This is a genomic window from Lysinibacillus sp. NPDC096382 (assembly GCF_044762845.1).
Classification (GTDB): Bacteria; Bacillota; Bacilli; order Bacillales_A; family Planococcaceae; genus Lysinibacillus.
This window is the reverse complement of sequence record NZ_JBIWFC010000007.1, coordinates 143,015-169,978: the sequence shown is the minus strand read 5'-3', so window position 1 is coordinate 169,978 and position 26,964 is coordinate 143,015. Positions and strand designations below refer to the sequence as shown.

The 26,964-nt window shown below is 33.8% G+C and carries 28 protein-coding genes, 5 pseudogenes and 1 riboswitch; of the genes and pseudogenes, 22 read left to right on the top strand and 11 right to left on the bottom strand.

All coding sequences use genetic code 11. From position 1 onward, the window contains the following. Positions 1–72 precede the first annotated feature (72 nt). From ACIQZA_RS12555 to ACIQZA_RS12510, 10 genes and pseudogenes are all read left to right on the top strand, one after another. Entirely contained in the window at positions 73–558 is a 486-nt protein-coding gene (locus ACIQZA_RS12555; RefSeq protein ID WP_400941251.1) for a DUF2975 domain-containing protein, read from the top strand. Positions 559–568: 10 nt separating this feature from the next. Beyond that, a complete protein-coding gene (locus ACIQZA_RS12550; protein ID WP_400941254.1) occupies positions 569–787 on the top strand; it encodes a helix-turn-helix domain-containing protein in 219 nt (72 codons plus the stop codon). A gap of 370 nt (positions 788–1,157) precedes the next feature. After that, positions 1,158–1,610, top strand: coding sequence for an SMI1/KNR4 family protein (locus ACIQZA_RS12545; RefSeq protein ID WP_400941256.1), 453 nt, complete (start codon positions 1,158–1,160; stop codon positions 1,608–1,610). A 306-nt stretch (positions 1,611–1,916) separates the two neighbouring features. Continuing rightward, complete coding sequence (locus ACIQZA_RS12540; RefSeq protein ID WP_402884090.1) at positions 1,917–2,393, top strand: NUDIX hydrolase; 477 nt, start codon at positions 1,917–1,919, stop codon at positions 2,391–2,393. Positions 2,394–2,445: 52 nt separating this feature from the next. Then, positions 2,446–2,730: a hypothetical protein gene (locus tag ACIQZA_RS12535; protein WP_402884091.1), complete on the top strand. Its 285-nt coding sequence runs from the start codon at positions 2,446–2,448 to the stop codon at positions 2,728–2,730. Between the two features lie 194 nt (positions 2,731–2,924). Then, a pseudogene (locus ACIQZA_RS12530) lies at positions 2,925–3,346 on the top strand (DUF4279 domain-containing protein). 107 nt (positions 3,347–3,453) lie between these two features. Continuing rightward, complete coding sequence (locus tag ACIQZA_RS12525) at positions 3,454–4,338, top strand: aminoglycoside phosphotransferase family protein (RefSeq protein ID WP_402884093.1); 885 nt, start codon at positions 3,454–3,456, stop codon at positions 4,336–4,338. A 156-nt stretch (positions 4,339–4,494) separates the two neighbouring features. Beyond that, a riboswitch (purine riboswitch) is annotated at positions 4,495–4,593 on the top strand. 79 nt (positions 4,594–4,672) lie between these two features. Then, on the top strand, positions 4,673–5,236 hold the full coding sequence (locus tag ACIQZA_RS12520) for an LOG family protein (protein ID WP_400941272.1): 564 nt from the start codon (positions 4,673–4,675) through the stop codon (positions 5,234–5,236). Positions 5,237–5,337: 101 nt separating this feature from the next. Beyond that, the gene (locus ACIQZA_RS12515; protein ID WP_142507639.1) at positions 5,338–5,898 is read left to right on the top strand and encodes an LOG family protein; all 561 of its coding nucleotides are present in this window, start codon (positions 5,338–5,340) and stop codon (positions 5,896–5,898) included. A gap of 236 nt (positions 5,899–6,134) precedes the next feature. Continuing rightward, positions 6,135–6,578, top strand: coding sequence for a DUF3997 domain-containing protein (locus ACIQZA_RS12510; protein ID WP_402884094.1), 444 nt, complete (start codon positions 6,135–6,137; stop codon positions 6,576–6,578). 246 nt (positions 6,579–6,824) lie between these two features. Here ACIQZA_RS12510 and ACIQZA_RS12505 read toward each other — a convergent pair whose 3' ends face one another. Continuing rightward, on the bottom strand, positions 6,825–7,253 hold the full coding sequence (locus tag ACIQZA_RS12505; protein WP_370048166.1) for a HEAT repeat domain-containing protein: 429 nt from the start codon (positions 7,251–7,253) through the stop codon (positions 6,825–6,827). Between the two features lie 441 nt (positions 7,254–7,694). On the opposite strand from ACIQZA_RS12505, the gene ACIQZA_RS12500 reads away from it, so the two are divergent. Both ACIQZA_RS12500 and ACIQZA_RS12495 read left to right on the top strand, forming a co-directional pair. Beyond that, complete coding sequence (locus ACIQZA_RS12500) at positions 7,695–8,663, top strand: hypothetical protein (RefSeq protein ID WP_402884095.1); 969 nt, start codon at positions 7,695–7,697, stop codon at positions 8,661–8,663. Positions 8,664–9,035: 372 nt separating this feature from the next. Beyond that, positions 9,036–9,692 carry a hypothetical protein gene (locus tag ACIQZA_RS12495; protein WP_402884096.1) on the top strand — a complete coding sequence of 219 codons (657 nt, stop codon included), beginning with the start codon at positions 9,036–9,038 and terminating at the stop codon, positions 9,690–9,692. Positions 9,693–10,109: 417 nt separating this feature from the next. Here the strand turns inward: ACIQZA_RS12495 and ACIQZA_RS12490 are convergent, their stop codons facing one another. From ACIQZA_RS12490 to ACIQZA_RS12480, 3 genes and pseudogenes are all read right to left on the bottom strand, one after another. Further along, a complete protein-coding gene (locus ACIQZA_RS12490; protein WP_402884098.1) occupies positions 10,110–10,364 on the bottom strand; it encodes a hypothetical protein in 255 nt (84 codons plus the stop codon). A 335-nt stretch (positions 10,365–10,699) separates the two neighbouring features. Then, a pseudogene (locus ACIQZA_RS12485) lies at positions 10,700–10,988 on the bottom strand (PadR family transcriptional regulator). 62 nt (positions 10,989–11,050) lie between these two features. Then, the gene (locus ACIQZA_RS12480) at positions 11,051–11,248 is read right to left on the bottom strand and encodes a hypothetical protein (protein ID WP_402884099.1); all 198 of its coding nucleotides are present in this window, start codon (positions 11,246–11,248) and stop codon (positions 11,051–11,053) included. Between the two features lie 413 nt (positions 11,249–11,661). Between ACIQZA_RS12480 and ACIQZA_RS12475 the strand changes: the two genes are divergently transcribed. Next, a complete protein-coding gene (locus ACIQZA_RS12475) occupies positions 11,662–12,513 on the top strand; it encodes a leucine-rich repeat domain-containing protein (RefSeq protein ID WP_402884100.1) in 852 nt (283 codons plus the stop codon). 283 nt (positions 12,514–12,796) lie between these two features. Here the strand turns inward: ACIQZA_RS12475 and ACIQZA_RS12470 are convergent, their stop codons facing one another. Further along, positions 12,797–13,273, bottom strand: coding sequence for a GNAT family N-acetyltransferase (locus ACIQZA_RS12470; RefSeq protein ID WP_402884102.1), 477 nt, complete (start codon positions 13,271–13,273; stop codon positions 12,797–12,799). Positions 13,274–13,416: 143 nt separating this feature from the next. Between ACIQZA_RS12470 and ACIQZA_RS12465 the strand changes: the two genes are divergently transcribed. The 4 genes from ACIQZA_RS12465 to ACIQZA_RS12450 all read left to right on the top strand — a co-directional run bounded on the left by ACIQZA_RS12465 (position 13,417) and on the right by ACIQZA_RS12450 (position 16,807). Next, positions 13,417–13,851: a MarR family winged helix-turn-helix transcriptional regulator gene (locus ACIQZA_RS12465; protein WP_400934020.1), complete on the top strand. Its 435-nt coding sequence runs from the start codon at positions 13,417–13,419 to the stop codon at positions 13,849–13,851. A gap of 293 nt (positions 13,852–14,144) precedes the next feature. Further along, the gene (locus ACIQZA_RS12460) at positions 14,145–14,720 is read left to right on the top strand and encodes a hypothetical protein (RefSeq protein WP_400934019.1); all 576 of its coding nucleotides are present in this window, start codon (positions 14,145–14,147) and stop codon (positions 14,718–14,720) included. A gap of 170 nt (positions 14,721–14,890) precedes the next feature. After that, positions 14,891–15,358 carry a GNAT family N-acetyltransferase gene (locus tag ACIQZA_RS12455; RefSeq protein ID WP_402884104.1) on the top strand — a complete coding sequence of 156 codons (468 nt, stop codon included), beginning with the start codon at positions 14,891–14,893 and terminating at the stop codon, positions 15,356–15,358. A 972-nt stretch (positions 15,359–16,330) separates the two neighbouring features. Continuing rightward, complete coding sequence (locus tag ACIQZA_RS12450) at positions 16,331–16,807, top strand: NUDIX hydrolase (protein WP_400934014.1); 477 nt, start codon at positions 16,331–16,333, stop codon at positions 16,805–16,807. A gap of 36 nt (positions 16,808–16,843) precedes the next feature. Here ACIQZA_RS12450 and ACIQZA_RS12445 read toward each other — a convergent pair whose 3' ends face one another. The 3 genes from ACIQZA_RS12445 to ACIQZA_RS12435 form a co-directional block, all read right to left on the bottom strand. Further along, positions 16,844–17,035, bottom strand: coding sequence for a helix-turn-helix domain-containing protein (locus ACIQZA_RS12445; RefSeq protein WP_402884106.1), 192 nt, complete (start codon positions 17,033–17,035; stop codon positions 16,844–16,846). 23 nt (positions 17,036–17,058) lie between these two features. Beyond that, positions 17,059–18,441 (bottom strand): alpha/beta hydrolase family protein, encoded by a 1,383-nt coding sequence (locus ACIQZA_RS12440; RefSeq protein ID WP_402884107.1) that lies wholly within the window; start codon positions 18,439–18,441, stop codon positions 17,059–17,061. 147 nt (positions 18,442–18,588) lie between these two features. Next, a complete protein-coding gene (locus ACIQZA_RS12435; RefSeq protein ID WP_403009903.1) occupies positions 18,589–19,818 on the bottom strand; it encodes an aminopeptidase in 1,230 nt (409 codons plus the stop codon). A gap of 946 nt (positions 19,819–20,764) precedes the next feature. On the opposite strand from ACIQZA_RS12435, the gene ACIQZA_RS12430 reads away from it, so the two are divergent. Both ACIQZA_RS12430 and ACIQZA_RS12425 read left to right on the top strand, forming a co-directional pair. Beyond that, positions 20,765–21,259 carry an RNA polymerase sigma factor gene (locus tag ACIQZA_RS12430; RefSeq protein ID WP_400934004.1) on the top strand — a complete coding sequence of 165 codons (495 nt, stop codon included), beginning with the start codon at positions 20,765–20,767 and terminating at the stop codon, positions 21,257–21,259. Continuing rightward, positions 21,256–21,993: a hypothetical protein gene (locus ACIQZA_RS12425; protein WP_400934003.1), complete on the top strand. Its 738-nt coding sequence runs from the start codon at positions 21,256–21,258 to the stop codon at positions 21,991–21,993. The genes ACIQZA_RS12430 and ACIQZA_RS12425 overlap by 4 nt, the downstream gene beginning before the upstream one ends. 232 nt (positions 21,994–22,225) lie before the next feature. Here ACIQZA_RS12425 and ACIQZA_RS12420 read toward each other — a convergent pair. Beyond that, a pseudogene (locus ACIQZA_RS12420) lies at positions 22,226–23,461 on the bottom strand (IS110 family RNA-guided transposase). Positions 23,462–23,876: 415 nt separating this feature from the next. After that, a pseudogene (locus tag ACIQZA_RS12415) lies at positions 23,877–24,715 on the bottom strand (tyrosine-type recombinase/integrase). A 150-nt stretch (positions 24,716–24,865) separates the two neighbouring features. Here ACIQZA_RS12415 and ACIQZA_RS12410 point away from each other — a divergent pair. Both ACIQZA_RS12410 and ACIQZA_RS12405 read left to right on the top strand, forming a co-directional pair. Then, positions 24,866–25,510 (top strand): hypothetical protein, encoded by a 645-nt coding sequence (locus tag ACIQZA_RS12410; protein WP_402882827.1) that lies wholly within the window; start codon positions 24,866–24,868, stop codon positions 25,508–25,510. Positions 25,511–25,660: 150 nt separating this feature from the next. Then, a pseudogene (locus tag ACIQZA_RS12405) lies at positions 25,661–25,890 on the top strand (hypothetical protein). 212 nt (positions 25,891–26,102) lie between these two features. Here ACIQZA_RS12405 and ACIQZA_RS12400 read toward each other — a convergent pair. Further along, positions 26,103–26,297: a hypothetical protein gene (locus tag ACIQZA_RS12400; RefSeq protein ID WP_142511121.1), complete on the bottom strand. Its 195-nt coding sequence runs from the start codon at positions 26,295–26,297 to the stop codon at positions 26,103–26,105. Between the two features lie 223 nt (positions 26,298–26,520). Between ACIQZA_RS12400 and ACIQZA_RS12395 the strand changes: the two genes are divergently transcribed. Beyond that, positions 26,521–26,883 (top strand): GrpB family protein, encoded by a 363-nt coding sequence (locus ACIQZA_RS12395; RefSeq protein WP_400933995.1) that lies wholly within the window; start codon positions 26,521–26,523, stop codon positions 26,881–26,883. The last annotated feature ends 81 nt before the right edge of the window (positions 26,884–26,964 follow it).

Here is a 26,964-nt window from a genome sequence, read left to right as displayed (position 1 = left end):
ATATGTATTTATCGCAAAACGATAAAATTTGTGTTAAATTTATAATGTTATTAAATAAGTGAGGTGCTTAATATGAATGTTAAACGAGGTTCAACAACTTTCTTAAAGGTAATTATTTTTCTGGCTGGAATTGCAGTTCTTGCTTTATGTATATTTTTAGTACCCCATATGGCGAATTTCGCATCAAAATTGTATCCAAATATTTCTCCAATGAAATATCTCATTTTCATCGTGATGTATGGATCGGCTGTGTCTTTTTACTTTGCTCTCTATCAGGCTTTTAATCTTTTACGGTACATTGACGAGAACACAGCGTTCTCGGAATTATCTGTAAAGGCGTTAAAGAACATAAAGTGCTGTGCGATTATAATCAGTGGTTTGTATGTATTAGGTTTGCCACTCTTCCATTTTATAGCAAAGAAAGTTGACCCTCCTATTGGAATAATGGGACTCATCATCATTTTTGCTTCGTTGATTATCGCCGTTTTTGCTGCTATCCTCCAACGGCTTCTACAAGAAGCGATTAATATAAAATCAGAAAATGATTTGACGGTCTGAGGTGGATGGTATGACAATTATTATTAATATTGATGTGATGTTAGCAAAACGAAAAATGAGCGTAACGGAGCTTTCGGAAAGGGTTGGAATTACTATGGCGAATCTTTCTATTCTGAAAAATGGGAAAGCAAAAGCGGTTCGTTTTTCAACATTAGAAGCGATATGTAAGACTTTGGAATGTCAGCCAGGTGATATTTTGGAGTACAAAGGTGACGAAGACACTCAATAAAAACAGACAACAAATTTATTTAACCTCTTTGGGTCTTGCCCTTAAGAGGTTATTTTTGCTTTTCTAAAAAAATATGAAGAAGAACAATAGATTTCTTTTCTAGGAATTAAAAATCAACTAAAAGATATTAGCTTGTGAATAATTACACTTAAACTCCCATGAAAGAACTTAATCATCTTTCATTTTCTGTGGTGTAGCGCTGGTTTTTGCGCTACATGGATGGCTAACGGGGCAGGTTAATTGAATAGCGTTGTTTAACTTGTGTTCAACAATCGGGCCAGATTGTTTTATCGGAATAAAACAGTATAATAATTTTAGAAAAACTATTGAAAAGTGATAGTGCAAGAACATTTAGAAGGGAAATAAAAAGATGAATGACAAGATTATTTCAATCATTTCCACATATGAAAAAGATGGCGATTTTATGGGAGGGGTAAGTGAAGATACGATTCGAGAAGCTGCACAAATACTAAACATTACATTCCCGAAGAGTTATCATTGGTTTTTAAAACAGTATGGTAGCGGCGGACTTGCTGGAATATATACATATGGTTGTAAGGAACCTGCCGCGGATTCTTCCGTTGTTTACCACACGAAATTGTATAGGGAGAAGTATGACCTACCATTACAGTATATTGTTTTAGAAGATATCGATGGTTCTGTGAGATGCTTAGATACCAATCAAATGAAAGATGGCGAGTGCCCTGTTGTCTTTTGGAGTCGTTTTTCAAAGGAACTGTATGCCATTACTTATGAAAACTTCAGCGATTATCTATTAGATTATTTACAAGAATCTGTAGATAATTTTTATGATGAGGATTAATTGATTATAGAATACTAAGGATCGTGATTTAAGTAATGCTATTAAACTAAAGAGTGCTTTACTTGAAGATTATTGAGCTGTTTTAGACAGCTCTTTTTTTCTTATTGTACTAACGGTGCAGTTTAGTTGAATAGTGTTGTTTAACTTGTTGTTCAACAATCGGGCCATATTCTCGTGGAACGTTTTCATTCACTTTAAGGAAACATTTACCACCCATTTTCGTTCTCTATATTGAAATTATGAATAATTGTATTTAATAAAAAAAGGAAAGTTAAGGATTATAGAAAAACACTACGAGGTGAGTATATGAGTGGGGATTATGGTGAAGTTCCAATAAAGTGTACAGGCGTTGCAATTGTTTTATTAAAAAAGATTGAAAACGAGTATAAAGTACTGTTATTGAAAAGGTCTACATCTGTTTTACATAATGTTTGGTGTTATATTGGCGGAGGTATCGAGGAAGGAGAATTGGCTTGGGAATCTGCTGTAAGAGAGGTCAAAGAAGAAACTGGTATTACAAAGGTTTTATTATATACTACTAATAAATTTGATCAAATATATTCACCAAAAGAAAATTATATTTATGTTGCACCTGTATTTGTTGGATATGTTGAAGAACAACAAGAAGTCACATTAAATTACGAACACAGCGAATATAAATGGTTATCGTTTAAAGAGGCAATTGCCATGGTTTCATTACCCGGAAATGATGAAGTCTTAATGTCTATTGAAAAACATTTTGTCATGAGAAATCCTTCTGAATATTTGCGTATTGAAAACTAATGCACATTAGTATTATTACACGACATAAATAAAAATATATGGAGGTATAGTTATGTGGATAATATTAGGGATTATTGCAATAGTAGCAACTCTTATAAATCTTTATATGTATGTAGCAGGAAAGGATTATAAGCTTGCTATGGCGATAGGATTATCATTTACAGCATTAACACTTTGTTCAGTACACAGTCTTATATCTGGGTGGGTAAAAGTGGAAGATTGGGCAGCTTTACTGGATGTAGTACCTGGTATGGAAAAGGTAGTATGGTTTTTGACAATTAATTCCATTTTACTAAATATAACACCTATACTTTTAGAACTAAAAGGTAAGAGATAATTACTTATTGTCACATCATTTATATAATATGCAATTATTGTGTATGTCTGTTTGTATAACTAACGGGGAGCTTTACTTGAAGATCATTTAGTTGCATATGCAGCTCTTTTTTATTGAACTAACGGTGCAGGTTAGTTGAAGAAGGAGGATATTATAATTATTAAAAAGAGGCTTAATGGGAGGCGATATTACACTTGAATAAGACACAAGTAAAGATTTATTTCAGCTTGTTTGGAGATGACTTACCAATAGATGATGTAACAGAAAAGTTAGAAGTTACACCAACCGACACCTATAAAAAAGGCGATTTAATTCCAAACCGTTCGACAGTTATTAGAAAAGAGACAAGTTGGGATTTAGGAACAGGCTACCAATTTTCACTTGATGTAAATGACCAACTAAAACAAATGGTATGCTACAAAATAAGTCATCAATAATTAACGAAATAAAAGAGGCTTATTCCTTGGAGTGTAAATTCTTTATTGTAATTAAAATAGAAAGGGGAAATACCCCTGCTTTATATCTGGATAAAGACATCATAAAATTTGCTTCAAGTATTGAAGCTGAATTTGATGTAGATTTGTACGCTAATCCTTATGATGATTTTGGTGAATAAGAGTATTAACTTTATTGAACTAACGGTGTAGGATAGTGGAATAAGAAGTCCTTGTAGTAGTAAGTGAATGGTACAATAAATATAATTAATTTAAAGGGAGAAATTAAATGATAAAAATCGACGTAGATTTAGTATCAAAGTTAATAAATAGCCAATTTCCAGAGTGGTCTAATTTGGAAATTAAGCCTGTAAAAAAAAGTGGAAATGATAATAAAACCTTTCACTTAGGCAATAGTATGAGCGTTAGATTATCAAGTGATGAAGTTTATGTACCCCAAGTTGAAAAAGAACAGAAATGGTTACCCATTTTAGCCAAGTATCTTTCTACACCAATATCTGAACCATTAGCTAAAGGAGAACCAAGTGGGGATTACCCACATCCTTGGTCAGTCAACAAATGGCTTGATGGAGAGATAGTAACTATCGAAAATATAGATGATCCAAATCAATTTGCGAATGAATTGGGGGGATTTTTAGTTGAATTACAATCTATTGACGCCAGTGAAGGTCCCATAGCTGGGGAACATAATTTTTATAGAGGCGGTGATATTGTTGTATACGATGATGAGTGTAGAGATGCCATTAATAATAATGTAACTACTTTTAATAAACATATATTGGAGGAAATTTGGGAATTAGCATTGACTTCAAAGTGGGCTGGTGAACCAGTTTGGGTCCACGGTGACATAGCCCCAGGAAATATATTAATTAAAAATGGTAAATTACGTGCGGTTATTGATTTTGGGATATTGGGAGTAGGAGACCCTTCTTGCGATGCTGCAATGGCTTGGACATTTTTTGATGATAAAAGCAGAAAGACATTTAAGAATGCATTGAATTTTGATGAGGAAACTTGGAACAGAGCAAGAGGTTGGGCTTTATGGAAGGCTTTAATAACCTACGACTATAATAAACAATCTAACAAAGCAGTCGCAGATGAACAATGTAATATTATAAACGTAATCATTAATGATTACGAAACTGAAAGATAAGGCATTAAAATAGAATTTTTATTGCACTAACGGGGAGCTTTACTTGAAGATCATTGAGTTGCATATGCAGTATGCTTTTACAATAATTAAAGGATTTTCCGGTGTTGGACACTATATTGACAACTTAAACTATTTTTTGTTATGTTTTAAAAAGCAACTATGAATTTAATGAAGTTTCGTATAACTCCAATGATATGGTTTGGAGGTTTCTACCAGGAACCGTAATTCCTGATTACGAAGAAAGTACAAATCTTGTACTCCTTCGTAATCAGGAATTTTTTATTTCTGTATTTAATAAAAAATTGAAATCGAGACAGGGGGTCCAATAATGAAAATAAAAAATATAACCGTATTTTGTGGTTCAAGTGAGGGGAAAAATGCCTTTTATTTAGAAGCAGCTAATGAACTGGGAAGAGATTTAGCTTCACAAGACAGAACATTAATTTACGGAGGCGCTCAAGTAGGTTGTATGGGGGCTATAGCTAATTCAACTTTGGAAAATGGAGGGGATGTAATAGGAGTTATTCCTCAAAAATTAAAAGATATTGAAATTGCACACGAAGGACTTACAGAACTACATGTCGTAGCTACTATGCACGAAAGAAAAGCAAAAATGGCATCTCTATCGGATGGTTTCATTGCTCTTCCTGGAGGTGCAGGAACTTTAGAAGAGTGGTTTGAAGTTTTTACTTGGGCACAACTAAGTTATCATCAAAAACCATGCGGATTATTAAATGTTCATGGATTTTATGATCCGCTATTGTCCATGATAGATCATACAATTCAAGAAGGGTTTATGAAAGAAACATACAGGGATTTGATAATTGTAGATACCGACCCAAAGAAGCTGTTAGAAAAAATGGACGCTTATAAGTACTCTTATCAGGTGAAATGGTAATAAGCCAATTATAAATAGGGTTATCTAATTTTTATTTAACCTTCTTTAATGAAAATCACTCTTTATACTTCTATAATAAAAACATAGAGGAGGAATGAAATTTGAATATTTCAGTTTATTGTGGTGCAAGTCTAGGTAACAAGGATTTATACGAAGAGGCAGCTAGATCACTTGGAAAATGGATTGCCGAAAATGGTCATACTCTAGTATATGGCGGAGGAAAAGCAGGTCTAATGGGTGTGATTGCAGATGAAGTTTTATTACATAACGGTAAAGTAATCGGCATTATTCCAACATTTTTAATGGACCGAGAGCTAAGTCATCCTAATTTAACTCGTTTAGAAGTTGTTCATTCCATGTCTGAACGTAAAAATAAAATGATTGAATTAGGGAACTGCTATATTGCACTACCTGGGGGACCTGGAACTCTAGAAGAAATCTCCGAGGTAATTTCATGGGCAAGAATTGGACAACACCAAAATCCATGTATTTTATTCAATGTAGGTGGCTACTATGATAAATTAAAAGATTTTTATGATGATATGGTAACAAACGGTTTTTTAACTGAAGCAGATAAAAAAGCAATGAAGTTTTCCAACTCATTCATCGAAATCGAACAATATATCGCAAATTATACACCGCCAATGGTACGGACATATTAATTTAGAGATGGTGCAGTCTCATAAGTCGCTTTTTGACTAAAATCATATGAAATGGAAAAGGCAGAAACGCTGTAAAATCAACGTTTTTGCCTTTCGTTGTTTATTCATTTTTGCTTAAAAATTCTCTTTTTGGACAGCCCCTTTTCTAAAATATTATTGCTACTCAACTAAGGAGTATAGTTCGAGGTGGAAAAGAAACCCATTGTCTAATATGTCGTTACATATTTGAGAGGGGTGTGATTCTGATAAAAAAAGTAATGCTAATATTGCTATGTTTATTTTTAACTGGCTGTGCTGGGATGACTGATTATACAATCGATTTAGAAAACGGATATCGAATTGACCGACTATCAGCTCACCAGATCGCAATCTATGGTGATAAGCCTGTACAATCTGATGATGAAACAATTGTAAATTATTTGTATGTTCCAGCTAAAGTGACAGATGTTTGGTGGAACAAAGATTATATAGTTACTAAACAAATAGTATTAGTGGTTGATGAAAACGGTTATGAAAAGCCACCTGAAAAGCTTTCTAATAAAGAAATTTCATATTGGATTATTGATGTAAATAATCATCAAGTTTTTGGTCCATTTGATGAAAAAAAGTTAGAAGCTGAAACAGATAATTTGGGATTAACAGAAAAAATATCCCTAACATCAATTGAAAAATTGAAGTAGATTAATCTTTCGAAGGCGTCGGTCTTAGAAGTTTTAACCCTTTTTTGTTGAACTTATTGTGCTAACGGAGCAGGTTAGTTTAATAAGGTGTTTGTTCTATCATTAAACAATAAAGATAGATGAACAAAGAAAAGAAGTAATACAATTTAATATTAGTTTCGATGATCCGCAGCGTAAGATAAGAAAAAGCCATTCCCTCCACAAGCGGAGAGAATGACTTTCCTTCATAAATCGCAAAACTACTGATTATAGTTTTGCCCAACGTTCCTCTAACCAGTTCATAAATTCTACACCTTTGTCGCCTTCATACGCATCAAAGACATCTAAACGCATTCGTTTTAGTTTATCCGCAAAGTCTGCCACTGTATGGTCCTTCGGCAAGCTCTTTTTCACCCGCAGGAAAATTTTGTCTGTGCCTTTGATAATATCAAAACGTGCAGGTGATGGCTTCTCTACGTCCTCACCAAACGCCGCGAGTGCTTCATAGGCTGCTAATTGCACCTTGTTGACAGTATCATGCTGCATACGATTTTTTAATAAATCTATGATTTTGTCATGTTGATAAGCCGATAACATTTCGACTGCGTCTAAACGCTCTCGCCAGCTAGACGTATAATTGGCCTGTTTTTTTAATGTTTCATACTGCTCAGGTAATGCTGTTTCAAACTGTTTCAAGTAATTGCACCTCTTTTTTTAACTAGAGGAAAAATGAATTCTTCTTCCGCTTCTCTTATTATACGTTGTCTGGGTGAAAATAGCGATGAATCAATATATAGAAAATGGAAACTAACTACATTAAGGTGAACCGTATCATAAGTATGTACTATTCTTTATTAGATTTGCTTTTCTTATTAAACTAACTGGGTGCTGCTTTACTTGAAGATCATTGAGTTACATATGCAGCTCTTTTTTATTGAACTAACGGTGCAGGTTAGTTTAAGAGTGTTGTTTAACTCGTGTTCAATAATCGGGCCAGATTGTGGAATAATATCATTTTATTCAATGTTACAAAACGACATTCTGGGAAGTTAAGTGGGATGGCACTGTCAATATTGGACTTATGAATGATTTATTATGTGTTTTCTTTATGTGAAAATTGGATGAGGGGGGATTTAAGTGATTAACGAACTTTTAATTGATGAAATAAAAGTAGCTCAAAAATATACGAATTTTGTAATATTAATGCCTACATTACCTGAATCATATATCCTTAAAAATATTACGTTAAAAAAAGAAACAAATAAGCAACGTTCTTCAATTCGTTTTGAAATACATAGTAAAGGAAAAGCCCTTCGCATTAAACAATTTTTTTATGATTGGGCGATACCTGTAATTACAGCAGATACGAATTTAATACATCAAGGGAAGTCTTTTGAAATAGAAGGTGTAGTCGGTTTTATTGGTATCGATTACAAAGGTAATCAAGCGGCTTGTTTTTGTAGATGGTTCACTAATATTGAACTCTCTGTAATAGAGGGGACTTTTGATGAAAAAGAAATTTTAATGGTATTAGAAAGTTTAAAAGCAGTTGATAACGATTCAATTCGCATAATAGGTGAACAGTCTTTTACTACCTGTAGTTACACCGCTCGTTATAACAAATCCAAATGGGATACCGATGACGAAGTTTCTCGTGTAGCTTGGTACGAGGCTAACAAGAAAATACGAATTGAAGAAAGCCTAGGAATTAAGACTCCTAAAAATCATAATGAATTTTTTTTAGATTCAATAGGTTATAAAGAATATGAATCTGGTTCAGAGTATCATTTTTTATATCGTTCTCAAGAAGACTTTACAAACGGATTTTGGCTATGGATTGCCCCTAGAGAATTATCAGATTCGCTTCCTCAGTTTACAGGTCATAAAATTGGAACTAGGCAGAGTTGGAATATCAAAAAAGTAAGTGGATCGATTTTACACATCCCAGTTAATGAAATTATTTTGTGTCGACAAAATACCAAATATAAAAGCTGGATGGTACATTGGGAGAAAGATAACTATATTTATCACTTTTATTCTAGAGCTAGTATAAAAAATAATATTCGGGAGTTCCAATTATTTTTTTCGAAATTGTATTCTCAGTAAAGAAAAATTTTCTTAAAATAAATAACGTACCCATTCCGCTACTGAATAAAAACCTGTATATTAGACACTTTAAACTTGCATTTTTTAATCGTTCCTATACTTCAATTACAGGGGCTTTAGTTGAATAAGCTTCACTTTTCTTGTTCAACTCCCATGAAAGAACTTAATCATCTTTCATTTTCTGTGGTGAAGAGATTATTTTCGCGCTTCATGGAGGGCTAACGGGTGCTTTACTTGAAGAACATTAAGCTGTTTTAGACAGTTCTTTTTTCTTATTGTACTAACGGGGCGGTTAGTTGAAGAAGGTTAATTGGAAATCGTCGTCGAATTAATAATGATAAATTCGAAAGTTAAATGAAGGGAATTAAATTTATGAAAAAGCTAAATTGGCAAAGGGAACACCTTTGGGGAGGATGCATTTTGGCTTCAATAGCCCACGCTATTATGGTCGCTCACTATCCCGAATTGTCAAATGAACATTCCTGGGATGACATTAATTACAACGTTCAGGATAGTTCAGGTGCTCGTGGGACAATAACCTTCAATCCCAACTACGTTGTAGGTACCTTCCGAAACGAATTTAGTGAACGAGAGTATATAGATGCTTTGGATTATTTTAACGGTGCTCCCAAGGAAGTAAATCAGTTAGCTGTTAACGAAACCCTTCAATATTTGTTAGATGAACTTAATGGAGATACAGTCCCAGTCATTACTACTGCCTTTTGGGAAGGCGATGTTGGGACATATTCAAACGATAGTTTTGAGGACTTTATTGAAAACGGAGGTTTTCTTATCGAAAGTCAAACTAAAGATATTGAAACAGCAATAAATGAATGGAAAGAATACTACGATATGTCCGATTCTCAAATAAATTTGCTTTACTCCATCTTTGAGAGAAAAATAAGTAACCCTTCTGGTGAAATTATATTGAAGGATAGTGAAATAAAAATGATTCAATCAGACGATGAGGAAGGTCTTAACGAAAGCAGAATATCATTTGCAGAACTTGGCATCAAGTGGGAGATGTAGCACAGCCGTTATTGAACTAACGGTGCAGTTTAGTTCAATAAGAAATTTGATAAATTCCATTGTTTTTATGTCGCATTAGTGAAAAATTGAAGAATCCGCAATAGTGATTATTTAGCTACAGACTAAGATGCAATACAATCTAAGTGATAAGTCAATTTCTATCTAGAGAATTACTTCGATTTCATAAAAAAAGCAGTATTTGTATATGTATAAATGCAGCTATAAGTATGACGAATAGAATAAAACTGTTCAACACTTGGAATTAGAGAAAATTGAAATTGAAGGATAATAGACAATTAGAACATACGGCGCAACACAGATAACAAAAAACTTAGCAGAATAATTAATGAATTTCAGATTAAATGAGCCAATATCTAAGCACATCTCTTAGATATTGGCTCTGCAGAAGTGCACTTGCTATGGTCGGTTCCAAATAAATGTTGTAACAATATACGGCAAAAGTATGGCAATGACAAAAATGGATAAATTTCCAGATAATCCTATTACTTTCAATTTTCCTTTAGAATACAACAAAGCTAAGATAACCCCTATTATAGGTCCTGTAATTAATACGCTTCGCCATACTATACCTGGAACAAGATCGATATTAAAAATGGTTAGTCCATAAAAAAGTAAGTTAAAGATAAAAACATAAATTGATAAATGTTTCATAGCTAGGCTCCTTTTTGATTTCAGACTATTTATAATATACGTACAATAATGTCGTTAAGTTTCGATCTTGAACTTTTTATTTTCTTATTGTTAATACGAACTGTTAGGAATTTGAGATGTATTCCGAAAAAATGTGCAATAGAAGAAAAGGTTCTTCTTCAACTAAAGGGGCAGGTTAGTTCAATAAAGTTCAAAAAAAGTGGGGTTATATGTTAGTATAGTGATGGTATAAGGTTCTCAAATCATACAAAATCAGGGTGGAGATTGAATAGACGAAATGACTTAACTTCTTGTTATGAAACTAAAGGGAAGCTTTTGACAAAAAAACACTCAGATTACTTTTCCTTACGCTTTTCTTCAAAGCCCTCTTCACCTAATGATGTAAGTTTATAATATTTTCTTCTTCCGCCTAGTCCTTGTTCATCACCCCAGTAAGAAGAAATCCATTTGTTATTTTCTAATCTCTTTAATGACAAATAAAGTGTACCTTCTTTTAGTTCAAATTGGTCTTCACTTTTTTCACGAGTCAATTTTGCTATTTCATATCCATACATATCTTTGCTATGTAATAACGAGAGGATTAATGTATCAATATGCCCTTAAAACCTCTTTGTTAATTTCCAATTTTTACACCTCTTTATTTATTTATAATATACATTACCTAATAAAGCAAGGTATTAAATTATTTAAAAATCACCCTTTTTTTGAGGGTGATTTTTATTTGAAATATAAAATATCATTAATCGAAAATCGTTTGTTAAACCAAGTTGTTGAGCTGGAGTTAATTTCTCCTTTCCCTTTGTTTTCATTCCTAAATAAAAAGTTATAGTAGGTGCGAAGAATTGTAACAGCCATTTGAACATACTTCGGATTAAAGTTTGCATATAATTCTTTCCACCATCCCTTGCGGTTACTAGTGGTCTTTCTAGGATGGATAATCCGAATCATTTGCATAAAATTACTTGTCGGTCTATTACTGACTTTTAATAACATATTAGCGACATACTCATCAGAAAGAGAGTTAATATCGGTTGTGCTATCAACCGATAAATATCCTTTGTCCGATAGCGGCAGGGGATGTTCAATCGGGTTCTTTGCCCACATATTGTGTATAAAGGTTGTCCTTGCAATTCATTTTGTTGAACTAAAGGGAGCTTTATTTGAAGAATATTGAGCTGTTTAGACAGCTCTTATTTTTTACTCAACTAACGGAGCAGGTTAGTTTAGCAAAGATATAAAAATTGTATAAAGACCATTGAATTATGTTAAGATTGTATTTTTAAAAGGAGGCAGACAAATGAAACTAAACTTTCCCCATATGAAATTAGACTCTTTACCTAATTTAGATGTACCCATAAAAGAAATAACAAATTTAAACCTTTTTGATAATAAGTTAACAACGATTCCTTCAGAAATTTATAAAATGAACAGATTAAAAGTTTTGAATATATCAGTTAATAAGATTAGTAAAATGCCTGCTGAGATAGAGAATTTAACAGAACTTAGAATGCTGGATGCAGGGCATAATGAAATTGATGTTCTTCCTCCTGAAATTGGCTCCCTTAATAATATGGAGGATTATTTATATCTTCATAATAATAAATTACAATCCATTCCACCTGAAATCTCTAAGCTGGTCAAAGTGAAATATTTAAATCTAAGTGATAATCAATTAATAAAATTACCTGAAGAACTTGGACATTTGACCAATATTATAGAACTCCGTGTAATGAATAATCAATTAAAAAAGTTGCCGTACAGTATTAGTGGATTAAGTAACTTAAAGGAATTGCATTTAAAAAATAATCAAATCACAACTCTTCCAGTAAATTTAGGGGAATTGTCATTATTACGTGTTTTAGATATGGAAGACAATCAATTAAAAGATATTCCTCAATCGCTACATAAATGTTTAAGGTTGAGACGATTAAATTTGAGACATAATCAATTAACCACATTGCCTGAAGAGATTGGACAATTGAAAAATTTATTAGAAATTGATCTAAGAAGTAATCTTCTAACGGACTTACCAAAATCATTGCTGGAAATTGAGGGGTTAGAGCGTCTTGATCTTAGATGGAACCATCAATTAAACATACCAAAGTGGATAAGTGAATTGGAGGAAAAAGGGTGTATTGTTTATTTGTAATTGTGATTAAATGCACTTAAACTCCCATGAAAGAACTTAATCATCTTTCATTTTCTGTGGTGTAGCGCTGGTTTTTGCGCTACATGGATGGCTAACGGGTGCTTTACTTGAAGATCATTGAGTTGCGTATGCAGCTCTTTTTTCTTTATTGAATTAACGGGGCAGTGTAGTTTAAGTACAACCTTTCATAAAGTTACAAAAAAGCCGAACTCCACATTTGGAAATCGGCTTTTTTTCTATATATTAGCTTTTAGTTATAATCGAATTAATGGACTTCTTATGGCTAATTCAAATCTTTTAAATACCAGGCATCCATAGCAGAGTGTTCAGAACCTGGTAGGGGTTCTTGTAAAAGTGTAAATCCAAATTTTTCATATAAAATACATGCAGTTTTTAATTCATGCATTGTTTCTAAATAGCACTTTTCATAATGTTTAGAGGCAAATGACAAAGCTGTTTCCATTAATTTCTTGGAAAGCCCTAAACCTTGTGCTTTTGGACTTAAGTATAGCTTTTGTAATTCGCAAACTTTATCCTGTTCGCTGAACGGTGCTATACCAATTCCACCTACAACTTCCCCATCTAATTCTACTACCCAATAGTTCGCATGTTTTAAATTATTATAATATTGGTAAAGGTCGTTAAGTTGAGGATCAAAATAAGCTGATCCAGGAACCGCTAATCCAAGTGATTTTAATGAATCTTGTATAATTTCTTTTACTTTTGCAGTGTCTTCTTTTTTTATTTCTCGAATAATCATATACGATCTCCTTCAATTAGGTCTTAATAAGGATTGCCACAGGTTTTTGAAAATAGTATCCCTAAAACGTTGACTTTGTCCACATTTTAGGGATATATTTATATTAATATTAAATGTGGACTAAGTCAACTAAAGGAGAAAGTATGGATAAAGAAATTATTTATGATATCAGACAATTCAATCGTTTTTATACAAAGGTACTTGGTTTATTTAATAACCAAATTCTAGATACAGATTATTCATTAACCGAAGCACGAATACTATTTGAAATAAGCGAGAGAACTGAGTGTATTGCAAATAATCTCGTGCAAGAACTTAATATTGATAGAAGCTATTTGAGCAGAATTTTACGTAAATTTGAGAGGGAAGGATTAATAGAGAAAAAAAGCTCACCAATAGACAGTAGAAAAAATCTCCTATTTTTGACGAGAAAAGGGGAAGAACTACTAGATAAAATTAACAATCAGTCAGATGAACAAGTAAATCAATTGTTTAATGGACTAACTATTAGTGAGATCAATGAAATTCGTAATTCAATGATGCTAATAAAAGAAAAATTAGATAATAATAAACTTTGAAGATTATCTTGAAATCGAGTCTTCTGTTAAAGGGCGCGATTGTTAAGAAGCGTCGCTGTTCTTATTAAACTCCCATGAAAGAACTTAATCACCTTTCATTTTCTGTGGTGAAGAGATTATTTTCGCGCTTCATGGAGGGCTAACGGGGTGCTTTTCTTGAAGCTCATTGAGTTGCATAGGCAGCTCTTTTTTTCTTATTGTACTAACGGGGCAGGTTAACGCAAAAAGGTTTAAACTATTATGTTTAAGAAATATATATTATTGGCTTTGATATATTGTGGAGGTGGTCTAATTTGAAATTTTCATATGTAAATATTAAAAGTGGTAATGCAACCTGTGTTTTAGAGATTAACGAGCAAAAATTTGAGTTTTATCCTACTTTTCATTCAGATGCTCTCGGAGACTTTGTTTCATATTTAGCATCTATACATCCATTATGCAAATTAAGTTGGAAAGAGGGTGCTTTTCATAAAATCAATGGAGGTATTGAGTGGCAAACTGGTCCTTATTTATTGCGTTGGGAATTTAAGCGAGATTTTGAAGACCTAGAAATTATCATTACAGAAGTTCAAAATCCTTTTGTAGATAGAAAAATGAATCCTAATTTGCCTAAAACGATATTAAAGACGAAATGCAACTTTGATGAATTTGTACTATGTGTAGTAAAAGAATTGGACCGAATTATTAAACAAAGGGGAATTTTAGGATACCGTCAAGAATGGCAAACTTCCACATTTCCAGTCGATGGATTTCTTGCTTTGAAATATGCTTGTCTTTATAAAAAACCTTTTGAAATTACAAAGAAGGACAGTGGCACATCACTTGATGAGGAACTTAATTTGTTGAATAAAAATATTGATGAAATGTAGAGTTAGAAAAGTTTGTGAAGAATTGTTCTTAAACAAACGGGGGCAAGAGTTTTAGATCAAGCACCGAAGTCAAAGGTGCTTTTCTTATTGAGCTAACTGGCAGGATTGTTGAAGAAAGAATTGAGTATTTATAATAGTGATTTATTGAAGAATAAGGAAGTGGGATAACAATGAAATACATAATAAGATTAGCGAATGAAAACGACTTATCAGGTTTATGTGATATTAGAAATAATAAAGATTTATTCACGAATTATTTAAAGCAATTTGCAAAAAGGGAAGTATATTTGGCAATCGCTGAACAAGACTTACTTATATTGGGTTTTGGAGTTCTTAAATTAAAAGGCACTTTGCTTCCTAAATTAAGTGACCTATATGTAAAAGAGGATTATCGGGGTAATGGTATAGGTTCAGATTTGATTAAGTATAGAGAAAATATTGCAAAGAGTTTAGGTCATTCTGAGATATTTGTGAGTGTTGACCCAATAGAAAATCCCAGAATGATAAAGTTAATTAGCAAACATGGTTACGAACCTAGCTCCGACCCATATTTGAAAAATGCCATATTTTATAATGATGATGGTACGACCTATAATAAAGCCTACACAAGAATTGATTTAAAGAAGTTGTTGAACTAACGAGGCAGTTTACTTGAAAAAGGAAAAAATTACATATATAAATTAAGGCAATACATAGTTATTGGTCATCTCGTATGAGAGAATTGCATAGAACTATATGGGAAATATGGTATAATTGTAACTCGCAAAAATTGACCTGATACTATAAGAAATCACTATATTTCAAGAAGGAGACAATAATATGAGGATACCAGCTACCTAAGAATGTTGCGATTCATAGAGATAGGTTCGATTTTATTCAGCAATATCGTGGCGGTGGGTTTATGCTTATAGCCGGCTCTACATATTGGCTGTTGGCATTTGTTATTAACTTATGTTCTTAATGAAACTATATTGATCAAATTCTACATAAGTGAAGGTTTATTGGTTCCTTTTTTAGGAATCCTATTTTATAAATTGATGACAATGAAAGCAAATCCAAGCCAGTTTTCATCATTGGTCGGATATGCTTCAGGGATCATTGTTTGCTGTTTCCCAGTACTGTTATTGGTTAAATAATTAGCTCCGACAATGATATTGCCAGTCCTTTGTATTATTAACGCCACACATTTACTAATTCTTTGTTGGGTTCATCTAGAGTATCTATATTTCATTATGGTGATGGCAGGTGTGTTCCTCACTATGGCGTTCATTTATCTCATCCCAAGCGAATATACACACTTTATTTGTTTGATATGGGGTTTGATTTCCCTAATATTTGAAGTAATCATTCACATTAATTCAAAAACACCTCTCAAAGGTTATGATTTTCAAATTATAGATGAAAAAGTATCGTCTAATTTTAATGTATAACATCAAATAAAAAGCATTAGGAAAATTGATACCCTATGATTTGATAGGTAAAGTATTCTATGGAATGAAATTGGAACGGTGACGTTTCTCCAACAAGTGAAGACGTTTTTTACGAACGGTGCAGGTTGGTTGAAGAAAGGTCAAATTTATTTTAAGGTTATTTTTGGGAGGAGATAAGCAATGAGGGCACCTTATCAAGTTTTGGTATTTCCTTATATAATCACTGACAATTCTATTGAATATGCAATTTTTAAGAGAAGTGATTATGGATATTGGCAGGGATTAGCTGGTGGTGGAGAAGAGGGTGAGACTCCTATTGAATCTGCTAAACGAGAAGCATTTGAAGAGGCTGGTATTACAAGAGATTATCCATATATTGAATTAGATTCTATGTCTTCACTACCAGTAGAAGATGTAGTTGGGAACTTCCTTTGGGGAGAAGACGTTTATGTATTAAAAGAATTTTCTTTTGGTGTTAAAGTTCCTACAAAAGATATATCTTTATCAAAAGAGCACCTCAACTACAAATGGCTATGTTTTGAAGAGGCAGTAACGCTTTTGAAATGGGATAGCAATAAAACCGCGTTATGGGAATTGAACAAAAGGTTATTAAATCGTATTAACACCAAGCAAAAGTTTGTGAAAGAAAATACTTAAGCTAACGGGTGGTTTAGTCAAGTGGAGCAAAGTCTTTTAAGACATTGCTCCTATTACATTTAAAAGTACTTCTGATAATACCTTTTCATAGGTACCAATTTTTACTCCTTGGCCACCAGCTTCGATACTTGAAATCGTTTTTTGAGTAACTCCCGCTAGTTTTCCTAATTGTTTTTGAGTTGATTTTCGTTGAATTCGTTCTTTAAAAATTTGACGATTGTACTTCATTTAATTGCCAAGTTAGTTTCTAGTTATCGGTTTACTTTAAAATTCACTTCCGGGTATTTGGTCGTCAGCCCTTTAAGGGTGGAACCGTCGTCCTTCTGTTTTACATACTGATCAAAAAATGCCAGACTGAATTCGTTGATAATGCGATGAACTTCCTTTGGATTTTCACCTGGGCTCCGCAATAGAGGGGAGAACAAATGAAAATCAGTGAAGCTTCCATGATCCGTATGGGGAATGACCATTGACATACCACCACCAGCTAACCCACGTTCATTGCGAACCTTGTCTTTATAGGAATCTTCATCAGAATCTTCATCTATTTCTGCACTCATGAGCAGAAATGGTTTTCCAATCCCACCTTCAGGTAAAACTTCCCCATGCAATGTGCCATCCATATCGATGGCGGCTTTGACACGAGAGTCTTCTGCAAGTATTTGTGCTGCGGTAGCCCCACCGTAAGAGTGCCCAAACATCCCAATTCGCGAGGTATCAATCTTTCCTGTAAAGAAGCCGGTCTCATCGTTTTGATTAAGCTTCTCTAACTGGTCAAGTACAAAAGTGACATCGTCTTTCCATAATTTGATGTGGCGATCGCGTTCGTTAAAATCAGTTAAATTGTCGGTTTGTATGTAAGCAGTTCGACCATCTGGAAAAACGGTAGCTGCAGCATCAAATGGATGATCGATACCTAGAACAATATATCCTTGACTAGCCAACTCCTCAACTTCAAACGTGTTTTGATTACGAAAACCAGTATAACCATGAGAGAAAACTAAGATGGGATAGTGATTCTCTGAGTCTGATAGTTGTACATCCTTAAACGAATGCGATTTTACCAAGCCCAGGTGGCTGAATGCAAATGCTGGAATGGACAATGTTTTTTCCAATCCCTTGGAGAGCTCATTTATGTTACGAATATAAGGTTCTCGATCCCCCTTGCTTTTTTCAGCTGCAGGATACCAAATTTGCACCATCAGTTCGCGTCGATCGGATGGATTTTTCGAATATGGTTCATTTCTCTCATGATCAACCCAATGATATAGCTTCGTACCGACCTTATGTGGGCCAGTTGGTTCCTCAAATGAAAATACTGGCATAAGTAAGGGTAGCGCAACTGCTACAGACACATAGGTGCACAACAACAAAGTCTTAACTATGAACATACCCCAGCTTCTAAAGCCCTTTTTCCGCCCAGCTAATAAATAGCATAAAAACAAGATAACTGGGGATACATAAGCCGGAATCATTTGCCATCTAAAACCTTCTGCTAATAGCTGAACTGTAACCATTACAACGGCAACCAAAGTAGCTAATTTAGACCACTTTTTCGTTTCCCTGCCTACTAACAGTATCCAACTCAATAGACTAAAATTTACAACTATCAATACAACTTCCCAGAAATTCATTGGCCTATCTCCTTTGAATGCAATTTTCTTCTAATTAAAGAGGTAGTTTTCAGTCTAAGCAAAAGCAGATGAAACACCCATATAGTTGCACCAATTATGCTTAGTAATCGTTTCATCTGCTCTACTCCCTTTTTTTAAATCAAAAACTTAAAATGCCCAGCTACCTTTACGGAAAATTGGCTCTACAGTTCCATCTGGTAAAATACCGTCGATGTCCATCTCACTGCTGCCAATCATAAAGTCCTCATGTGTTACTGAAATATTGGCACCTAACGCTTCAAGCTGATCGTTTTCTAAATCTCTTCCACCTTCTAAGCAAGTTGGATAAGCTTTACCAATCGCTAAATGGTTCGATGCATTTTCATCAAACAATGTATTAAAATATAAAATCCCCGATGCTGAAATTGGCGATTCATGTGGTACAAGTGCTACCTCACCTAAATAGCACGAGCCTTCATCCACATTCAGAAGCTCCTGTAATAAATCATGTCCTACCTGTGCTTCAGCCTGAACAATTTTTCCTTCTTCGAATGTCAGTTTAAAGCCATCGATAATATTCCCTTGATAAACTAATGGTTTTGTATTGCTTACATAGCCATTTACACCTTGTTTCATCGGTAATGTATATACCTCTTCTGTCGGCATATTCGCCATAAAGATCGTATCATCTGACGTTTTACCACCTCCAGTAATCCATTTATGCTGTGGCGCTAATGCAATTGTTAAATCAGTACCTGGCGCTTTATAGTGAAGCTTCGCATATTTTTTATTGTTCAGTAGGGCCGCACGAGCTTCTAAATTTGTTACATGTTCACGCCAGTTTTTAACAACATTACCTTCACCGATATGAACAGTTTTAAAAATAGCCTCCCATAATGCAGGTACTTGTTCCTCAGCTGCTAAGTTTGGGAACACCTTCGATGCCCACTTTGGTGAGGGAACTGCTACCATCGACCAAGCGATTAAATCCTTCATTACTGCGTTGCGATTGTTTATCAGAGCAGCTCCTGATACCTTTTGATAGGTAGCTAGACGATCGGCTGAAATACCTGTAAATTTATCAGGGTCTCCAGCATCTATCATTAATAGTGCTCCTTTACGTTCAATCAGCTCATCACTCATTTTGACTATCCACTCTGGGAAACGATTAAATTCTTCATCTGAGGCATGCTCAAAGTAAGCACGATCCATCTCATCATCTGATAAGTTAACATGAACACGTCCTGCCCCAGCCTTATAAGCCTCTTTCACAACTAAACGGGCGAAATCCAATGCATCCACTGATGTATTGACTAATAAATATTGCCCTGGTTGAATATTGACACCGACTTTTACCAAAAGTTCTGCATATGCTTGTAATTTTTCTTCAAAAGTCATATTATTTACCTCGCTTCTGTTCATTTTTGATAGACAAACGTATCATTTGATATCAATATAAATCATTTTAAATAAATTATCAAGCCTTTGTTACTCATTTTTTCAAAAGTTTGGTAAAAACTGTGTATATCTAGGTTCTATAGTAAATAAAAAAAATCCATTTTGACAAGAGATTAATCAAAATGGATTCTTTTCTTTTTGAATGAATATTCCTTTTTATAAAAAGTTTGGTCAATTAAATGTGTCTTGTTCAACTAACCGCACAAAGATACAAAAACCCCTTCGAATCAACGAAAGGGGTAAAAATTATAATTATGTACATACACTTGAAGCTCCAATTAAATTTATTCTTCATATAACCATTCGAATTGTACAAAGATCTCGAGTTGGTTTCCAATATCAACATTTACCTTAAACAGAGCCTACACATAAAAAATGATGTCACTTAATGTGGTTATTGGTTTATTACAAAGAAAATAAAAAATTAAAAAACCTGCAAGATTCCATACCTCAAAAAAATGATGTGAAAAATGAAAAAGCCAGCATTATTGCTGGCTTTTGTCTTAGTAGGATAATGATGTGTCATAAAAATAATGAGTCTTGTTCAGCTAACGGGTAGCTTTACTTGAAAATCATTGAGTTGCATATGCAGCTCTTTTTTCTTTATTGAACTAACGATGCAGTTTAGTTGAAGAAAAAAATTATTAGCTTATTCAACAATCGGGCCATATTATTGAATAACATTCTTTTATGAAAGGTTACCAAAGGACGCTATGGGAACTTAAAGAGGCACTAAGCGAATCTTATTCACATAGTGCCTCGTAGCTTTATAGAAAGCTAATTTTTACAGTAAAATTAATTAGTAATAATATTTGTAAAAAATAATATAAAAAGTCACCAAATGACATTTTCAAGTGTGTAGTAAGTGAAGGGACGGTGATTAGCTTTGCAACAATCTATTTGTTCAACTGAAATAGCAATAGATTTAGAACGAATTGTTGATACATATGGCAATATGCTATTTCGGATATGTTTAGTTATTTTATGCAACGAATCCGATGCAGAAGATGCTGTGCAAGATACTTTTATAAAATATTTATCGAAGTCTCCTGCTTTTAACGATTCCGAACACGAAAAAGCTTGGTTGATTACAGTTGCGACAAATCGCTGTAAAAATATGCGAAGGTACAATATTATTCGTAGGCACTTAGATATAAATGATTTGCAGCTATATTGTAAAAATGAAGAAAATTATGGTTTACTTGACACCCTTATGAAATTGCCTCACAAACATAAAATTGTGTTACTACTCCATTATGTAGAAGGCTATAAAGTAGACGAAATAGCAAAAATACTAAACATTACAGCAGCAGCAGTTAAAAAGCGATTACAACGAGGTAGAGAGCTTATTAGCCAAAATTATCGAGAGGAGGACGAATGATGGATTTTCATAAAATAAAAGATGCTGTTAATTCGATGGAGATGTCTAAAGCGATGGAAAATCGATTGAAAATGAATTACCAAGATGCAAAGCGAGAAAAGTCGAGCCAAATCAATTTTCAAAAGTGGGGTTCTGTCGCAAGTGTGTTTGGAATTCTCATGTTTCTTCTTATCGGTTTGCCATTTATTAATAAGTATGGTGATTCTCAAACGGAAAATTTTACAATTACAGTTTATGCAGATGACAGTATAGGTCATGAACTTTTAAAAGCAAAAACTACCATTGATTTATCTACTATAGATCGAGTAGGTGTTTTAAATAGTATAAGTGGGGACGGTAGGAATTTAATTTTTACCGATATTATGCTCAATGTTTCTGGAGAAAATATTGACTTTATTCAATATGAAATAAATGAAGGAATTTTTATAGAAGATGTAACACTTACTAAGGAAGAGGTAAACAACAGGGATAAGCTATTACTAGAAAAAATTAATTATATAACCAATGAACCAAATTCAGAAATATTTCAAGCTATAAAAGAAATAGGCAATACCTTTACAGTCAAATATAATGAGCAGGAACAATTTAAATATTCATTAGCGATACCTCCTTATGATACGATTGAAGGTGACATACAAATTAACGTAACTGTAACTTATACAGATGGCACTTCTGAACAACAAGATATCATTATTAATCAAGAATCGGATTCTATTTCATTAATGCTTAAATGATATATTAATCAATTTTTCGAACCAATCCTCGTTGTTTTTCATGCTTTAAAAATTCAAAAAACGTCCCTAAATGAAAGTTTGGGAACACAGAAAACCAATCTTCAACAAAACCAGCTAATAGTTGTCAATGATTTTCATTAAAAATATCATGTTATACTAAATTTGTGTATACCAAATAACCGTCCAAATACTTGATTTGGAAAGTTCAGGTCTACTTAGTTAAATTGTTAAATCAAGCTAAGTCTTGGAAAGAAGTTTTGCTTTTTAAAAGTGCATAAATCCAATGTAAGAGTTTGTTTGCACAAGCTATTACAGCTACTCTAAATGGTTTTCCTTCTTCCCGTTTTTTATCATAAAACGCCCGTTATTTCTTATTACGAGGAAGGATTTCATCCGTTGTTTTCTGTTTTCGACAGTCACGAATAGCACATTTAACAGCCATATACAAAGCTTGCCGTAGTCTGCTAGAGCCTCTTTTGGTTATTCGGTTGTAAGTACCTTTGAATGTACCAGATTCAAAGACACTTGGATCAAGACCGGCAAATGCGACTAGTTTCTTAGGATGATTAAACCTTTCAATTTCCCCAATTTCAGATACAATCGTGGCAGCGATTTTTTCTCCGATACCGGGAATTGATCGGATAATCTTAGATTCTTCAATACTTTTTGATAAAGCATCTATCTCATTTTCAAGCATGGATAGATGTTTTTTATATTCAAAGAGCATATTAATATACATATCTAAGCTTAGGGCAAGACTAGAATATAAAGCCTTCTGAAAAGGGTTTTGAGCTGCTGCAGTCATTAGCTTTTCAGCCTGTTTGTTTGCCCATTGTAAAGAACAAGAATTACAGAATTCTTTTATTTTAGTTGCTAATACTTCATTATTGGCTTTCAATATATCCTCTGAAGTAGGAAATGCATGTAGTATTTTCAAAGAAACATCCGAATATAAGTCTCCAAAAACATTACTATATTCAGGAAAAACTTGATCTAAAACTGCCAGAAATTGTAGTTTAGTTTGTACAAACATGCCTGTAATATTATCGTGCTGTCTCGTAAGATTACGTAAGTTCGCAAGTTGGATACCACGTTTTTTATAAGGCTCTAAATCCTCCTTATAATACAGCTCGCACAGATGATTAGCATCAATGATATCTGTTTTTACCTTTCGTAAACTAGAACTTTTTGCTTTATAAGAGATGAGTGGGTTTACGATATTTATTAAATAGCCTTTGTCCTCAAAATATTGAACAATAGGTGTGTGATAATGGCCTGTTGATTCCATAACAAGAGGGGGACACCCTCCTGAAATATCTTCTAATTCTTTAATAAAATCTAATAAACTAGCTAACCCATCAAGATCATGTTTTACTTTGAAACTTTTCTTGTAGGGCTTTTTTCTTTCCAAGTAAGCTTGAACCTGACTTTCACCTTTTGCTACATCCAGACCGATGACTGGATTCATTATAATTCCTCCTTCAAAATGATAATTGCCGGTAACCCCTAAATCCTCTTTGTAGTGTCATAGCTTCGCTTGTTATACGAGATCATTGTCCCAACCAGCCTCAAACATGTTTCTACAAGTAGGGGGCGAACTGTTTTGCGGACGGGGTCTTAGCCCCACGGGCGCGAACGTTCTACCTCGGCTACCGTTATCATATATCGATATAAAAAATGGTCAACCAGAAATATTTTCTGGTTGACCTTATAATACGATCGGGCGCGATTGTTGAAGAAGCGTCCTTATTGAACTCCCATGAAAGAACTTAATCATCTTTCATTTTCTGTGGTGTAGCGCTGGTTTTTGCGCTACATGGATGGCTAACGGGGTGCTTTTGTCAAGTGGAGCAAAGTCTTTTAAGACTTTGCTCCTTTTACATTTAAAAGTACTTCTGATAATACTCTTTCCTTAGCCTCCCGCTTAATTGAGCGTAGATCCTAGTTGTTTCGCTTTTCTCATGCCCCATAAGACTTTGTATGACTTCTATGGGAGCGCCATTGTTCAACAAATGAGTTGCATAGCTGTATCTAAGTTGGTGTGGATGAATTTCTTTATTGATTTCAGCACGATTTGATATCCGCTTGATGATGTATCGCATTTGGGCTACACTCATTTTATGTGGCTGTCTTACTGTCACAAAGATGGCAGGATTATTGTCAGTACGGCTTTCAATATATCGTTTAAGCCATATGTCACAACGCGTATTAAAATAAACCTCCCTTTCCTTATCACCTTTTCCTCTAACGATTGCGGATTGATTGGACCAATTAATATGGTTCTTTTCTAACGTAACTATTTCTCCAATTCGGCAACCAGTAGAAAACATGAATTCGAAAATTACTTTTTCCATTACGGAATGACAGGATTCACGGAGGTGTTCAATCTCCCGTTCGGTTAAATACTTGGGTATCCGCTTTCCTACTTTCGGTTCTTTAATTTTGGAGGTTGATTCTTACTCAGGTATCCTTCTTCATGAGACCAACGAAAAAATGATTTCATAAAGCGAATACGGTGTGCAAGACTAGCTGGTTTTAAGTGCTTGCCGGATATAGCAAGATATTCCTTCAGTTGATTGGTGTCAAGCAAGTCCATCTCTATATCCTTAAAATAACCAATTAATAGCAAAGACTGTAACCGGTAGGCCTTCAGCGTTTGTGGCGAAAAGCCCTCTATTCGTTTATCCACTTCAAACAAAGTCCATGCTTTTGACAGTAACAATTCCACTCCCCCTAAAATAGTAATATAAAAGGGATTATTGCCAACTTAATAGAATTCTAGACATAAGGAGTGATTTTTCTAACGGGGCAGGATACTTTAAAAGGTATTCAAGGGTTTTTGGGTAAATTATCAAATAAGGGAGGGGATGTTTTGAATAAATATCTTAAAATCACGCTTGGCATTTTAGGTGTCATATTATTAGGAATTGGAATACTTGTAGTTGTCTTTATATTAGAAATGAAACCTGATAAAGATAAAGAAGAAGAAGTAAGAATTCAAGCTGAACAATATTTAGAAGATAATTTTAATGATAACTTCGAGATATATGACACTCTGTATGATAATATGGGGAACTTTGAATTTGAATATGCGGCTAAGGTCAGGGATAAGAAAACGAATACAGAGTTTTTAGTTTATTTTGATGCTGAAACAAATCAAATGGTGGACACTTACATGGCGGATAAATGGGCAAATGACTTAGAAAGTGAAATACGTCCTTTTATTAAAAAGAATTTTGGAGAAACAACTGATTTCTTCGTTTCCTTTACCAATAATAATATCGGGCAAGAATTAGGTATCGACCCTCTTAATCCTAAAAGTTATAAAGAGTTTGATGTTTCACCGATTATTCGTATTATAGTCACTCGCAAAAAGAGTGAAGATGACGAACAAATCTTAAATGAATTCATAGCTTTTCTAAAAAGCGAAGATAAATTACAACACGGTTCATTTGCTATGAGTTATATCGATGAAAGAGGTGTCATTTTAGATGATGAATGGAATAAAGATTTTTAATTAGATAATTTCTTCAATTAATGGGGTGTTTTATTTGAAGATCATTGAGCTGTTTAGACAGCTCTTTTTTCTTATTGTATTAACGGAGCAGGATAATTGAATAAAGAAGATTGAAAAGAAAGTAATCCACAAAAAAGGGAGGTATAAAAGGTGGACTTATTACTCTGGATAACTGTTGGTTTCATAATAATCGGATTTGTTGTTCTCACTTCTATGAAAAAAGGTATGGAAAGTAAGCTCGCTTTTATAAAAGTAAATATGGAAGACGAGGAAAGTTCAAAAAAGCTAAATCCATAATTTGGTGGATAGTGAGTACCACAGCTTGGGGAATAGTGAGTATAACTCTTATTGTTTGGTGGTTTCATAATCACTTTGGGTAACTGTTGGTTTCAAATGTACTTAAACAAACGGAGTGATATACTTCAAGAAGGGATTCCACAGAGATCCCATCCTTTTCTTTTTCAACTAACAGAGCATTTAGCTAAACAAGTTATAAAATGAAAAGAATAAAATAATTAAAAAAAGCATTCCGGTGAATGCTTTTTCAAAACAGCTTTGTCTGGTAATATGTCTTTCCGATATTGCCGGTATATCAGACACCCATTTTTCTACGTGTATTGCTTGTTTTTTTCGTTTGCTGGCTTTTCATTTTTTTTGTTGAAAGGTCGGCATTCTTTTTTCCTTTATTAGCAGAGGAATGGTTCTTTTTGTTTTCAAGCTGCTGTTTCACTGCCTCTTTCAGGCTGATTTTTTTTGGGGATACTTCAGATTGATTATTCTCGGTCATAGGAAATGCTCCTTTGAATATGATAGTTAGTCCAGTATAATCTATTTTCTATTATTTGTGAAGCTTTCCACTTTAAATTACAACAAGTAAAGACGCTTTTTACTAACGGTGCAGGTTTGTTGAAGCAGGTTTTAGGTTAGCTTTATAGAATTAGATTTAGAAGTATATTTTAAAGGTAGGAACAAAATAAGGAGACCAATTGTTAATCTTAGGTGATAAAGTTGTGGGAATTGAACATATTGGAAGCACTTCTATAAAGGGATTGGAAGCGAAACCAATAATTGATATTATCTTGAGCGTGCAAGATTTAGATGAAGTATCCAACTTTGTTATTCCTCTTAGTGAAATTGAATATGAATATGTTCATAAACCTGAGTTTAAAGATAGAAGATTTTTTAGGAAGGGATTATGGGGACAGGGTACTTGTCATCTGCATATCTGTGAAATTAACAGCAGTGAGTGGATTGAAAAATTATTGTTTCGAGATTATCTTAGGCTACACCCCCATGATGCTTCATTAAAAAAGAACTTGCCTCTACATATAAGTACGATAGAACAACATATACAAAGAAGAAAGAACCGTTGAGGGAATGGATTGTTTTGTAGAATGACTTCAAAAAGGAATTTTCGTATCTAGGTGTTGTGGTAGGTATAACAACAGGGCTAT